Source organism: Bacillus cereus group sp. MYBK101-2 (genome assembly GCF_051918845.1).
Lineage (GTDB): Bacteria > Bacillota > Bacilli > Bacillales > Bacillaceae_G > Bacillus_A > Bacillus_A paranthracis.
The window spans coordinates 702,391-715,897 of record NZ_JBQAIE010000001.1 but is presented as its reverse complement, the minus strand read 5'-3'; the positions used below and the strand labels follow the sequence as shown (position 1 = coordinate 715,897).

Here is a 13,507-nt window from a genome sequence, read left to right as displayed (position 1 = left end):
CAAAAGGCTTGTTTTTCTATATTTTCTAAAATACGATGAATGATAGAGAAGTGAATTGTTGTTATAGGCTTGCAACAACTACTATAAATTCATTATCATGGAGACAGACTGACAAGAGAAGGAGTAATGGAAATACATGAATGAAGTAAAGCTTTCAAAACGATTAGAAGAAGTTGTGCGTGAAATACCAGTAGGATCTACAGTTGCCGATATTGGATCGGATCATGCGTATTTACCGTGTTATACAATTATAAATAATATTGCTACTAAAGCAGTTGCTGGAGAGGTTGTAGATGGACCATTTCGCTCTGCGCAGGCAACTGTAGCTGAAAGTGGCTTACAAGATCAAGTAGATGTGCGTAAAGGGAATGGATTAGCTGTTATCGCGCCAGGAGAAGTAGATGTAATTACGGTTGCCGGAATGGGCGGAGCGTTAATTCGTGATATTTTAGAAAGTGGTAAAGAAAAATTAGAAGGTGTAACACGTTTAATCTTACAGCCGAATATTGCAGCGCATCACATTCGTGAATGGTTTATTGAGAATGGATGGGAGCTTATCCATGAAAAAATCGTAAAAGAAGATGGGAAAATTTACGAGATTTTAGTAGGGGAGCGAGGAAATATCACGGTTCCTTACTCTGAAAATAAACAGGCTGAATTATTTATGGGACCATTTTTAATGAAAGAAAAAAGTGAAGCTTTCGTTGAAAAGTGGGAAGGAGAATTAAAAAACTTCCAAAATATTTTAAAGCAGTTAGAACGTGCGGCTGATTCTGAAGAAACAAAAGCGAAGCGTGCGGAAGTAGAAGCGAAAATGAAAATGATAGGGGAGGTTTTATCATGAGTAAAATTCCAAATGGCCATGAAATTATTTCGTTATTTGAAAGTATGTATCCGAAGCATTTGGCGATGGAAGGAGATAAGATTGGCTTGCAGATTGGAGCGCTTAATAAACCCGTGCAACACGTATTAATTGCGTTAGATGTAACGGAAGAAGTTGTGGATGAAGCAATTCAATTAGGAGCGAATGTCATTATTGCGCATCATCCTTTAATTTTTAACCCGCTAAAAGCGATTCATACAGATAAGGCATATGGGAAAATTATTGAAAAGTGTATTAAAAATGATATTGCAATCTATGCCGCACATACAAATGTGGATGTTGCTAAGGGCGGGGTAAATGATTTACTTGCTGAGGCGTTAGGATTGCAAAATACAGAAGTTTTGGCACCGACATATGCAGAAGAAATGAAAAAAATTGTTGTGTTTGTGCCTGAAACTCATGCAGAAGAAGTACGAAAAGCATTAGGAGACGCAGGTGCTGGTCATATCGGCAATTATAGTCACTGTACGTTTAATAGCGAGGGTACAGGTACATTTGTACCTCAAGAGGGGACAAATCCTTATATCGGGGAAACTGGACAGTTAGAGCGCGTAGAAGAAGTGCGAATCGAAACGATTATTCCAGCTTCACTACAACGAAAAGTGATTAAAGCAATGGTAACAGCACATCCATATGAAGAAGTAGCCTATGATGTGTATCCACTTGATAACAAAGGTGAAACGTTAGGGCTTGGAAAAATAGGGTATTTACAAGAAGAAATGACACTTGGACAGTTTGCGGAACATGTAAAGCAATCGTTAGATGTAAAGGGTGCGCGAGTTGTTGGGAAATTAGATGATAAAGTGCGCAAAGTAGCTGTACTTGGTGGCGATGGTAACAAATACATCAATCAAGCTAAATTTAAAGGTGCGGATGTATATGTAACAGGTGACATGTATTATCATGTTGCCCATGATGCGATGATGCTCGGTTTAAATATCGTCGACCCAGGACATAACGTTGAAAAGGTAATGAAGCAAGGTGTACAAAAGCAATTACAAGAAAAAGCAGATGCAAAGAAACTGAATGTACATATTCATGCTTCGCAGTTACATACAGATCCATTTACATTTGTATAAGAAAAATAAAAACCGTTGCTCATATAGGCAACGGTTTTTATTATTGTTCTTTTTTCACTTTTACACGAGGTAATATTTTTTGTAACGGTACTTTTCGAACTCTTTCCCATGTAGCAGGATTCATTGGGTCATATTGCTCTAAGAAAGCGATAACCTCTTTTGTAATTGGTGTTGGAGTAGAAGCGCCTGCTGTAACAGCTACGTTCTCGACACCTTGTAGCCATTCTAATTTGATTTCACTTACGTCCGCAACGCGGTATGCTTTCGTACCAGCGATTTCTTGCGATACTTGTGCTAAACGGTTTGAGTTATTACTTTTCGGGTCACCAACAACAATTGTTAAGTCTGCAACATCAGCTTGTTTGGCAACAGCTTCTTGGCGAACTTGAGTTGCTAAACAAATTTCCTTATGGAACTCTGCTGTTGGGAATTTCTTCTGAATGTCCTCCATTAAATGTTGAACATCCCATTGACTCATCGTTGTTTGATTTGTAACTAAAATTTTATCCGTTGGGATTTCTAATGTTTTTAAATCATCGGCTCTTTCGATAAGATGAACGATGTCAGGTGCGATACCAACTGCGCCTTCTGGTTCTGGATGATTTTTTTTGCCGATATAAATGACATGGTAACCTTCAGCTTTCTTTGCTTCAATAAGGTCATGTGTTTTTGTAACATCTGGGCAAGTGGCATCGATTGTTGTTAAACCTTTTTCTTTTGCACGCTGTTTAACTTCTGGAGAAACACCGTGTGCAGTGAAAATAACAGTACCAGAATCAATTTTATCTAAAATGTCTAATCGACTTGGACCGTCTAATGTAATGATACCATCTTCTTCGAATGCATCTGTTACATGTTTGTTGTGAACAATCATACCTAAAATATAAATAGGTCTTGGTAATGATGTATCTAATGCGGCGTTACGTGCAATAACCATCGCGTCCACAACACCGTAGCAATAACCACGAGGGGAAATTTTAACAATTTTCATATGAGTAATCCTCTCCTTCTAAACAAGAGATACTTTTGTGCATAGTCTTTTACATTATAAAGGAGGAGTGGATAGAAAACAAAGGATTGTTACACATATAGTTTTGGTTTTGTTGCTATTTTTTGAACAGGCTCCTCGCGCACTTCTTTTTCTATAACTGGCTCAATCACCATTTTTTTTCTTTTTCTTTTTTTTTGTGGAGGAGGTGGAGTTGCTACTTCAACCTTTTCTGTTACGTCTTCAGTTTGATCTTCGGTTGGATTTTCTTCCGTACTTTTTCCAGAGGTGAGGATTTTAACGATGCTTGGTAGGTTACGCATAATGGGACCGTACTGTTCGACGACAGGGCTTACAGATTGAACGACTTGTGATACTTTTTCGATATTATTTATCATATTAGTTGGATTCGAAATTAAATTCGAAAAAAAACTACCGATGCCGCTACTTGATGCGGTTGTAGTTGCTGCACCGCCGCGCGTTTCGTTTGATTCATACATTTGAGGAGGGATCATTTGCTCGGGATGATGCTGCATGTATGGTTGATATTGCTGTTGATATTGTTGCGGGTATTGGTGTTGGTATTGTTGCTGATATTGCTGTCGATATTGAGGTGGCGGTTGCTGGTGCATCATTGGCGGTCCTTCCATTTGTCGATAAGGCGGAACCATTTGCATGAAAGCTTCGGTTGGATCGTGTTTTTTAAAGAGTTTAGCAAGAAATCCTTTCTTTTTTTGTGCCATCGGTGGTAGTTGTGGAATTGGATATGGTGTATAAGGTTGCTGCCCTGGATTCGGATACATTTGCCTCATGGGGGATTTTGGAAACATGTGAGAAATCCTCCTTTCTTCAGTTAGGTATATACACATACAATATGCAATAAGAGGGAAGAAGGTTAGTTTTTGAAGTAAAAACCTAAACTAAAGATAGATTTTACTTGTAGATTTCGATATAATGTAGACTTGACTGATTTGTGCGCGCAGTAGAAATTTAGAAAGAAGGTGTAACTTATGACACAACAAACTTTTACACAGTATGATTTTAAACCATTTTTAATAGATGCAGTTCGTGAACTACGCTTTACAGAGCCGACAGGAATTCAACAGAAAATTTTCCCGGTCGTGAAAAAAGGTGTAAGTGTAATTGGACAATCCCAAACAGGTTCTGGGAAAACACATGCATACTTACTTCCTACATTGAACAGAATTAACCCAGGTCGTGAAGAAGTACAACTTGTTATTACAGCGCCTACTCGTGAGTTAGCACAACAAATTTACGAAGAAATCGTGAAATTAACAAAGTTCTGTGCGGAAGATCAAATGATTACAGCACGTTGTTTAATTGGTGGAACTGATAAACAACGATCAATTGAAAAGTTGAAAAAACAACCTCATATTGTAGTTGGAACACCAGGACGTATTAAAGACTTAGTAGAAGAACAAGCACTGTTTGTTCATAAAGCAAATACAATTATTGTCGATGAAGCAGACTTAATGCTTGATATGGGATTCATTCATGATGTAGATAAGATTGCAGCACGCATGCCTAAAAACTTGCAAATGTTAGTTTTCTCTGCAACAATTCCTCAAAAACTAAAACCGTTTCTGAAGAAATACATGGAGAATCCAGAGCATATTCATATCAATCCAAAACAAGTTGCGGCTGGAAATATCGAGCATTATTTAGTGCCTTCTAAACATCGTAACAAAATCGATTTAGTGAAAAGAATGTTGCTACAATTTAAGCCGTATTTAGCAGTTGTTTTCACGAATACGAAGAAAATGGCAGATCAAGTTGCTGACGGATTAACGGAACGCGGCTTAAAAGTTGGACGAATTCACGGAGATTTATCACCTCGTGATCGTAAAAAAATGATGAAACAAATTCGTGACCTTGAATTCCAATATATTGTTGCAACTGATTTAGCAGCTCGTGGTATTGATATTGAAGGAATTAGTCATGTTATTAACTACGAACTTCCATCAGATTTAGATTTCTTCGTTCACCGAGTGGGAAGAACAGCACGTGCAGGCTATTCAGGTATTGCAGTGACGATTTATGATCCAGCAAACGAAGAAGCGTTAGATAGTTTAGAAAAACAACGCCATATCGAGTTTAAACATGTAGATTTACGCGGAGATGAGTGGGCGGATTTAGGTGAACGTCGTCGTCGTAAGAGCCGTAAAAAACCAAATGATGAACTTGATGTTATGGCAACGAAAGTTGTTAAAAAACCGAAAAAAGTAAAACCAAATTATAAACGTAAACTTGCAACAGAACGTGACAAAGTGAAAAGAAAATATAGCAATAAAAAAAGATAAGGGATTTCCCTTATCTTTTTTTATCTAGCTATTTACGAGGATAATAATCAGTGGAGAATGGAAAAACAATTCACTACATATTTCTACAAATTATGCTATCATTATATCTATTGTATATTGAAGAGGTGATTGTATGTTAAAGATTGGATCTCATGTTTCTATGAGTGGTAAGAAAATGTTATTAGCAGCAAGTGAAGAGGCTGTTTCATACGGTGCAACGACGTTTATGATTTATACAGGTGCACCGCAAAATACAAGAAGAAAACCAATTGAAGAATTGAATATAGAAGCAGGAAGAAAACATATGGAACAAAACGGTATCGAAGAGATTATCGTACATGCGCCATATATTATTAATGTTGGAAATACGACGAAGCCAGAAACATTCCAATTAGGTGTAGATTTCCTTCGTATGGAAATTGAAAGAACATCAGCATTAGGTATGGCAAAACAAATCGTTCTTCACCCAGGTGCGCACGTTGGTGCAGGGGCAGACGCTGGTATTCAACAAATTATTAAAGGACTGAATGAAGTATTAACGCCAGATCAGACGGTGAACATTGCGTTAGAAACGATGGCAGGAAAAGGAACAGAATGCGGCCGTAGCTTTGAAGAAATTGCAAAAATTATTGATGGTGTAACATATAATGAAAAACTATCGGTATGCTTTGATACATGCCATACGCACGATGCAGGATATGACATTGTAAATGACTTTGACGGTGTATTAAACGAATTTGATAAGATTGTTGGTATCGATCGTTTACAAGTACTTCATATTAATGATAGTAAAAATGTACGCGGCGCAGGAAAGGACCGTCATGAAAATATCGGTTTCGGTCATATCGGTTATAAAGCATTGCATCATATTGTGCATCATCCGCAATTAATGCACGTACCAAAAATTCTGGAAACACCATATGTAGGTGAAGATAAAAAGGACAAGAAGCCGCCATATAAATTGGAAATCGAAATGCTGAAAAATGGTACTTTTGATGAAGGACTCCTTGAGAAAATTAAAGCGCAATAAGCAATAAGGAGGGGAATATCCCCTCCTTATTTTAGTAGTTGTTGAAATAAAGTATTTACTTGTTGGGCAGTAGCGGGCGAGGTTACTTGAGCTATTTGTTTTAAGAGCGCTAGTCGTTCGTCATTATCGTAAATGTTAATATTCTTTCCTTTCATAAGTCCAACAATTTGATCAGCTTGTGCAGTCGTAATTGGAACATCATATTCTTTACTATATTTCAATAATTCCTTTGTAGAAATATGATTTAATTTTTTATTTACAAGTTGTTTAATGAGGTTCATCGAGTTATCCTCCTTCACACGTTCTTCTATCGAAATATATGAGTACGTAGCTTGTACATATTCATATAGAGCTTCTTTTTTCATGAGAAAAAGAAGCGTATGTTATAATATAAGGACAAAAATATAGAAAAAGAGTATAGGGAGGACTTATGGAGCAGAAGCAACATCGAAAAGAAAGTGTTATCCATCTTATGTATCGTTTAGTTATGATTATTTTTGGAGCAGCATGCGCAGCGGTAGCGATTGAATTATTTTTAATGCCAAATAAAATTATTGATGGTGGAATTATTGGTATTTCTCTTATATTAGATTATCTTACTCCTAATATTTGGTGGTTAAGTTTCTCTACTTTGGTCGTTATTCTCAATATCCCATTTATGTATTCGGGTTATAAGCAAATTGGAAAAACGTTCATGTTATCTTCGGCGTTCGGTATTGTAGCTTTAGCGTTTATTGAATCAACGTTACATGCTGTTCCGCCATTTACAACAGAGCCAATTTTAGCTACAGTGTTTGGTGGTCTTATTTTAGGTCTTGGTGTAGGGCTCGTTATTCGTCATGGTGGATCAATGGACGGAACAGAAATTATGGGTATTTTATTAACGAAGAAATTACCTTTCTCCGTAGGCGAATTTGTAATGTTTGTGAACTTATTCATTTTTGCATGGGCAGCATTTGTATTTGGTGTTGAACAAGCGATGTATTCTGTTATGACGTACTACATTGCATTCAAAACAATTGATACAGTCATTCAAGGTTTAGATGAAACGAAAGCTGTTTTAATTGTATCAGATCAATATGAGGAAGTATCAAATGCGATTTTGCATCGTCTTGGTCGTGGAACTACAAAGCTTGTAGCGAAAGGCGGTTACACGGATAAAGAAAAAGAAGTTATTTATGCAGTGGTAACACGTCTAGAAGTGACAAAGTTAAAATCAATTGTGTATGAAATTGATGCGAATGCGTTTGTTACGATTATGAGTACACAAGAGACAAATGGTGGTAAGTTTAAATCGGCTATTCACTAAAAAATTAATTATAATATCTTTTGAAAGCAGAGAATTTTTCTCTGCTTTTTGTTATAATAGTAAGGTTTCTTGAAAAAGTAGATATATTTTAGGCAGATTGGTTTACAACTATAATAAGCTGTACTATAATTCAAATAGATATAAATCGGAATCATTCTGAATTAAAATAGGTGAGATGCTATGAACAATATATTAGAAATAGAAGGATTGTCATTTCGATATGAAGATCGAAATGTGTTAGAAGATATAAATTTGCAAGTTCCGAAGGGAGCTTTTTTAGGTTTAGTTGGGCCAAATGGTTCAGGGAAATCCACTTTGCTAAAATGTTTATTAGGCGTTTTAAAGCCAAAACAGGGAAGCATTCGTTTGTTTGGTGTTGATAGTAAGAAGTTTAAAGAATGGAACAAAGTTGGTTATGTGTCGCAAAAGGCAAATAGCTTTAATTCTGGTTTTCCGGCAACTGTGTTTGAAGTTGTGTCAATGGGACTCGTTTCGAAAAAAGGGCTGTTTCGCTTTTTTACGAAAAACGATAAGAAAAAGGTAGAAAAAGCGATTGCTGATGTAGGAATGAGTGAGTTTCAAGGGCGTAATATTGGAGAACTTTCTGGTGGACAACAACAGCGCGTATTTATTGCTCGTGCGCTCGTTAGTGATCCTGAATTACTTATTTTGGACGAGCCCACTGTTGGAATTGATGTGAAGAATGTAGAAAGTTTTTATGAGATATTAGAGGATTTAAACAAAAGGCTAGGAATCACATTAATTCTCGTTACGCATGATATGGGAGCTGTTACCGAGAAAGTAACACATGTTGCATGCTTAAACAAACATTTACATTTCCATGGAAATGTAGAAAAGTTCCGAGAGTTAGAAGATGCAGAAATGTCCGTCTTATATGGACACCATGTTCATCGTTTAGAACACGAGCATGAGCATCACGGGAGGATATAATGATACAAGATTTTTTACAATATGACTTTTTACGTAACTCTTTATATGCAGGAATTTTAATAGGACTTGTTGCACCGCTTATAGGTGTATTTGTTGTCATTCGCCGCATGTCGCTTATTGCGGATGCATTAAGCCACGTGACATTATCGGGTATTGCTGCAAGTTTACTACTAGAAAAAACAATTTTCACAGGGGGATTTTTAAATCCGTTATATATGGGGATGATTTTTTCTATTGGTGGGGCGTTACTTATTGAAAAACTACGTACTGTATATAAACATTATCAAGAATTAGCAATTCCAATTATTCTTTCAGCAGGAATGGGGATTGGCGTTATTTTTATTTCACTTGCAAATGGGTTTAACACAGATTTATTTAGTTATTTATTTGGTAGTGTAAGTGCTGTAACAAGTACGGATTTAATAATTATCGGCATTGTAGCAATTGTTGTTATTGTAACGATTACTTTATTATACAAAGAGTTATTTTTACTATCGTTTGATGAAGAATACGCTGTATCAACCGGTTTGAGTGCAAAGTGGATTCACTTTATTTTCATTATATTGGTTGCGCTTGTCATTGCGGTATCAATGCGTGTAGTGGGGGTTCTTCTCGTATCATCATTAATGACGTTACCAGTTGCAGCAAGTATTCGTATTGCGAATGGATTTAAACAAACAATTTTCTTCTCCATTTTATTTGGTGAAATTGCAGTAATTGGTGGAATGTTTGCTTCGTATCAACTTGATTTAGCACCAGGTGGTACAATTGTTATGATAGCAGTTCTTATTTTAATTGGTGCGATTTTATGGAAGAAGAAAAAAACTGCATAAAGTAGGGATAGATATGAATCTAACAGAAGCTTTACGCCTAATGAAAGATAAAGGATACAAACATACTGGGAAAAGGGAAGAAATGCTCAGGTTATTTGCAGCTCACAATCGTTATTTAACGGCGAAGGACGTTTTAGAGCATATGAAGGATGATTATCCAGGTCTTAGCTTTGACACGATTTATCGTAACTTAACGGTGTTTGCTGAAATCGGTGTTTTAGAACAAACGGAATTAAACGGTGAAAAACATTTTCGTTTTACATGTTCTATTATGGAACATCATCATCATTTTATTTGTTTAGATTGCGGAGGGACGAAAGAGATTACTTCTTGCCCGATGGATTTTATGAATAAAGATTTTAATGGTTATGAAGTAACAGGTCATAAGTTTGAAATATACGGACGTTGTCCAAAATGTGCAAAGTAAAAGCTCGTTAGTTCTATAACTGACGAGCTTTTTTACGTAGAAAAGAAGGTTGCTCACAAATGTTGTGGGCAACCTTCTTTTTATTGTTCTTGTGTTTCTTTTTCTTTTTCTCGTTCAGCAGCCATTTCAGCAGCAATTACGTCGATTTCTTTTTTCAGTTCTTCTACCATTATTTCTTCTGGTACTTTACGAACGACTTGCCCTTTGCGGAATAATAGTCCTTCTCCGCGCGCGCCGGCAATACCGATATCAGCTTCACGAGCTTCACCAGGACCATTTACAGCGCAGCCAAGTACTGCAACCTTAATTGGTACTTGTAGTGTAGAAATGTACTCTTCCACTTCGTTAGCGATGCTAATTAAATCAATTTCAATACGACCGCAAGTTGGACAAGAAATAAGTGTTGCTGCATTAGATGCAAGGCCGAATGACTTTAATAGTTCACGCGCAACTTTTACTTCTTCAACTGGGTCAGCACTTAATGAAATACGTAGTGTATTCCCGATGCCTTTGCTTAAGATTGCTCCAAGACCAGCGGCACTTTTTACAGTTCCGGCAAATAACGTTCCAGATTCTGTGATACCTAAATGTAGTGGATAATCAAAAGCACGTGCAGCTTTTTCGTATGCTTCAATTGCCAAGTTAACATCAGAGGCTTTCATAGATACGATAATATCATGGAAATCTAAGTCCTCTAAAATTTTAATGTGATGCAGGGCGCTCTCAACCATACCATCTGCAGTTGGGTATCCGTACTTTTCTAAAATGTGACGCTCTAATGAACCTGCGTTTACACCGATACGGATTGGAATGCCGCGTTCTTTTGCTGCATTTACAACAGCTTCTACTTTATGGCGACGACCAATGTTACCTGGATTGATACGTACTTTATCAATGCCGCCTTCAATTGCTTTTAAAGCAAGGCGATAATCAAAATGAATATCAGCAACAAGTGGAATGTTGATTTGTTTTTTAATATCAGCAATAGCATTTGCTGCGCGTTCGTCTGGAACAGCAACACGCACGACTTGGCAGCCAGCTTCTTCTAAACGTTTAATTTCAGCAACTGTTGCTTCAACATCATGTGTTTTTGTTGTTGTCATACTTTGTATAATTAATTCATTATTACCGCCAATTGTTAAATTACCGACTTTAACTGGACGTGTTTTTGTACGATGAGTCATTTCATTCACGAATAGATCGCTCTCCTTATAAAAGAAGTTTCTTATTTAGTCCCTTATATCAATGATAGTATACGTGATACAGGGCTATAGAAACCGAAGTGCTCGGTTTCACTTTTACTATTGTATCAGCGCCTTTATGTAATTGACAAGGATTAAGTGATTGCTTATTGATATAACGGGAATTTATAAGACTTTCCAAGTTGTATTTTTGTAGCAGGTGTATTTTTATTTAATTGTTTAAAATCATCAATTACTTTTTCGATAGAAGGAATTTTCTTCTTATTAATCGCTTCTGTAATGGAAAGAACCGTATCACCTGTTTTGACTTCAATTGTTTTATAAGTGACATCTGTTTCTTTTTCCGCTTTGTTTTCTTTCTTTTGTTTTGTATTTGTACTTTCTTGTTTTATCGTTTCGGCCGCATTTGTCTTTTTATATGAACTTAACATCGGTAAAGTGCCGATTTTTATATCGTAATAAAATATATAACCAAGAACAAGCACGAATAAGAATATACCTAATCTCTTCATATTCTTCACTCCTTTGCTAGGAATATATGCTTGTCCAAAAAAAAAATGCCTATTTAGGCATTTTTTTCGTTCGGTTTTGGAACTTCTTTAATTGTTAAGTATAGAACAATTAAAACAACTGCGATATAAATGAATGTTGAGCCAGGTACAACGATTTTGAATAAATCCATAATCATAAAGAAGATGGTTGGAATTGTGTAGCTGTAGGCAGTTAACGTCCATACTTGCTTATAAGATAATTTACGTTGACCACTCATAGCAGAACCGATAAACGCAAGTAAAGTAATTCCTAAGAAAGTAATGAACAATTGGAATAGATATACTAACACTCCGATAACAGCTAGTAAAATTGGATAAATACTATCGAATACAGAAATGAAATCTTGCAAATCTTTTTTCTCAAGAGATGTCCCTAATAAATCATTGTAGGAGTATGTTTGCGTCTGGCCATTTCCTATAGAAACTACTTTATCTTTTAAAATAAATAAACCAGTTTTATTTTGATACTTTTCGATATCTGTTGTATTTGGATCAAATACGAAAAGAGCATCTCCCTCTTCTTTTTGAATAGGTTGTTCAATATCAGCTTTTAGTTCACCATTTTCGATTTTAAAATCAGGTAAATCTTTTTCAATTGCTTGATTTACCATAGTAACACTATCTTGGATAAAGCTACCGTAAAAGAATGTTCTTGGAATAGTAGTGATTAGACAAAGTAGCATAATATACAAAATGGTTTTTCCGATTTTTTGAAAACGGAATAGCGCCATATCTTTAGGCGAATATACGCTTTTGACTAATTGGGTAAATATGGACATAGATTCACTTCCTTTATGTATGTATAAAATCATTGTAACGTAGGAATCTAGGGAATCTCAAGATATATTATATTTACATATAGTAGAGATAACTAAATTTCTTTTTATTAATTTTCTTCTTTTAAATGAGAAAAATACAATTGACACTTTTCTTTTCTATATGGTAAATTTATCTTACATTTCTTAAAGGATATATCCGATAGGAATTCCTTTATTTGATGTATTATTACATACATAATTGTGGACCCTTAGCTCAGCTGGTTAGAGCAGACGGCTCATAACCGTCCGGTCGTAGGTTCGAGTCCTACAGGGTCCATATCCATTTCACATGTTTATTATGTCAGTAGGAAGCTTCCTTGTAGAAGGGAGCTTTTTTTATGAAATATATGAGCATTTTAATTGAAAAGAAGTGGGAATTTTGCTACTTTAATGATAGCAAGACAATGTGATTTATTTGTTTGCACCCTATGGCAATTAGGGTAGAATGTAGTTGTATGTCACTTAAGTGGCAATACATAAACTGGGAGGAATATAACAATGGCAAAACACGAATTACCAAATTTACCTTATGCGTATGATGCTTTAGAGCCTCACTTTGACAAAGAAACAATGAACATCCATCATACAAAACACCATAACACGTACATCACAAACTTAAACGCTGCTTTAGAAGGTCATGCAGAATTAGCTGACAAAAGCGTAGAAGAATTAGTTGCAAACTTAAACGAAGTACCAGAAGCAATCCGTACAGCAGTACGTAACAATGGTGGCGGACATGCTAACCACACATTCTTCTGGACAATCTTATCTCCAAACGGCGGCGGACAACCAGTAGGCGAACTTGCAACTGCAATTGAAGCGAAATTCGGTAGCTTCGATGCATTCAAAGAAGAATTCGCAAAAGCTGGCGCAACTCGCTTCGGTTCTGGTTGGGCTTGGTTAGTAGTAAATAATGGTGAGTTAGAAGTAACAAGCACGCCAAACCAAGATTCTCCTCTAACTGAAGGTAAAACTCCAGTTATCGGTTTAGATGTTTGGGAACATGCTTACTACTTAAATTATCAAAACCGTCGTCCAGACTACATCGGTGCATTCTGGAACGTTGTAGATTGGAACGCTGCTGAAAAACGTTACCAAGAAGCAAAATAATTGTA

At 36.3% G+C, this 13,507-nt stretch carries 15 protein-coding genes and 1 tRNA gene; 10 read left to right on the top strand and 6 right to left on the bottom strand.

Features of this window, described 5'->3' with window-relative positions; all coding sequences use genetic code 11:
• The first annotated feature begins 136 nt into the window (after positions 1-136).
• Both ACTFSI_RS03830 and ACTFSI_RS03825 read left to right on the top strand, forming a co-directional pair.
• Entirely contained in the window at positions 137-844 is a 708-nt protein-coding gene (locus ACTFSI_RS03830; protein WP_001006560.1) for a tRNA (adenine(22)-N(1))-methyltransferase, read from the top strand.
• Entirely contained in the window at positions 841-1,962 is a 1,122-nt protein-coding gene (locus tag ACTFSI_RS03825; RefSeq protein WP_000036211.1) for a Nif3-like dinuclear metal center hexameric protein, read from the top strand. Before ACTFSI_RS03830 ends, ACTFSI_RS03825 begins: the two co-directional genes overlap by 4 nt.
• Before the next feature lie 40 nt (positions 1,963-2,002).
• Here the strand turns inward: ACTFSI_RS03825 and ACTFSI_RS03820 are convergent, their stop codons facing one another.
• Together ACTFSI_RS03820 and vrrA are read right to left on the bottom strand one after the other, a co-directional pair.
• Positions 2,003-2,953, bottom strand: coding sequence for a 4-hydroxy-3-methylbut-2-enyl diphosphate reductase (locus tag ACTFSI_RS03820; protein WP_000706669.1), 951 nt, complete (start codon positions 2,951-2,953; stop codon positions 2,003-2,005).
• An 89-nt stretch (positions 2,954-3,042) separates the two neighbouring features.
• Positions 3,043-3,780 carry a VrrA/YqfQ family protein gene (gene vrrA, locus ACTFSI_RS03815; RefSeq protein WP_000484139.1) on the bottom strand — a complete coding sequence of 246 codons (738 nt, stop codon included), beginning with the start codon at positions 3,778-3,780 and terminating at the stop codon, positions 3,043-3,045.
• A gap of 180 nt (positions 3,781-3,960) precedes the next feature.
• Here vrrA and ACTFSI_RS03810 point away from each other — a divergent pair, with 180 nt between their 5' ends.
• Both ACTFSI_RS03810 and ACTFSI_RS03805 read left to right on the top strand, forming a co-directional pair.
• Entirely contained in the window at positions 3,961-5,271 is a 1,311-nt protein-coding gene (locus ACTFSI_RS03810) for a DEAD/DEAH box helicase (RefSeq protein ID WP_000194027.1), read from the top strand.
• 133 nt (positions 5,272-5,404) lie between these two features.
• A complete protein-coding gene (locus tag ACTFSI_RS03805; RefSeq protein ID WP_000912464.1) occupies positions 5,405-6,301 on the top strand; it encodes a deoxyribonuclease IV in 897 nt (298 codons plus the stop codon).
• Between the two features lie 26 nt (positions 6,302-6,327).
• Here the strand turns inward: ACTFSI_RS03805 and ACTFSI_RS03800 are convergent, their stop codons facing one another.
• Complete coding sequence (locus ACTFSI_RS03800) at positions 6,328-6,582, bottom strand: DUF2624 domain-containing protein (RefSeq protein ID WP_001048963.1); 255 nt, start codon at positions 6,580-6,582, stop codon at positions 6,328-6,330.
• Positions 6,583-6,731: 149 nt separating this feature from the next.
• Here ACTFSI_RS03800 and ACTFSI_RS03795 point away from each other — a divergent pair, with 149 nt between their 5' ends.
• From ACTFSI_RS03795 to ACTFSI_RS03780, 4 genes are all read left to right on the top strand, one after another.
• Positions 6,732-7,610, top strand: coding sequence for a YitT family protein (locus tag ACTFSI_RS03795; RefSeq protein WP_000435966.1), 879 nt, complete (start codon positions 6,732-6,734; stop codon positions 7,608-7,610).
• 180 nt (positions 7,611-7,790) lie between these two features.
• On the top strand, positions 7,791-8,561 hold the full coding sequence (locus tag ACTFSI_RS03790; RefSeq protein ID WP_001059652.1) for a metal ABC transporter ATP-binding protein: 771 nt from the start codon (positions 7,791-7,793) through the stop codon (positions 8,559-8,561).
• The gene (locus ACTFSI_RS03785) at positions 8,561-9,394 is read left to right on the top strand and encodes a metal ABC transporter permease (RefSeq protein ID WP_000613823.1); all 834 of its coding nucleotides are present in this window, start codon (positions 8,561-8,563) and stop codon (positions 9,392-9,394) included. The genes ACTFSI_RS03790 and ACTFSI_RS03785 overlap by 1 nt, the downstream gene beginning before the upstream one ends.
• Before the next feature lie 13 nt (positions 9,395-9,407).
• Positions 9,408-9,821: a Fur family transcriptional regulator gene (locus ACTFSI_RS03780; protein WP_001054512.1), complete on the top strand. Its 414-nt coding sequence runs from the start codon at positions 9,408-9,410 to the stop codon at positions 9,819-9,821.
• Between the two features lie 80 nt (positions 9,822-9,901).
• Here ACTFSI_RS03780 and ispG read toward each other — a convergent pair whose 3' ends face one another.
• The 3 genes from ispG to ACTFSI_RS03765 form a co-directional block, all read right to left on the bottom strand.
• On the bottom strand, positions 9,902-11,005 hold the full coding sequence (gene ispG, locus ACTFSI_RS03775; RefSeq protein ID WP_011040674.1) for a flavodoxin-dependent (E)-4-hydroxy-3-methylbut-2-enyl-diphosphate synthase: 1,104 nt from the start codon (positions 11,003-11,005) through the stop codon (positions 9,902-9,904).
• A 164-nt stretch (positions 11,006-11,169) separates the two neighbouring features.
• Positions 11,170-11,535 (bottom strand): hypothetical protein, encoded by a 366-nt coding sequence (locus ACTFSI_RS03770; protein WP_000825406.1) that lies wholly within the window; start codon positions 11,533-11,535, stop codon positions 11,170-11,172.
• A 53-nt stretch (positions 11,536-11,588) separates the two neighbouring features.
• On the bottom strand, positions 11,589-12,353 hold the full coding sequence (locus ACTFSI_RS03765) for a DUF1189 domain-containing protein (RefSeq protein ID WP_000021910.1): 765 nt from the start codon (positions 12,351-12,353) through the stop codon (positions 11,589-11,591).
• 242 nt (positions 12,354-12,595) lie between these two features.
• Here ACTFSI_RS03765 and ACTFSI_RS03760 point away from each other — a divergent pair.
• Together ACTFSI_RS03760 and sodA are read left to right on the top strand one after the other, a co-directional pair.
• A tRNA-Ile gene (locus ACTFSI_RS03760) sits at positions 12,596-12,669 on the top strand.
• 221 nt (positions 12,670-12,890) lie between these two features.
• Positions 12,891-13,502 carry a superoxide dismutase [Mn] gene (gene sodA / locus ACTFSI_RS03755; RefSeq protein WP_001052031.1) on the top strand — a complete coding sequence of 204 codons (612 nt, stop codon included), beginning with the start codon at positions 12,891-12,893 and terminating at the stop codon, positions 13,500-13,502.
• Positions 13,503-13,507: the final 5 nt, after the last annotated feature.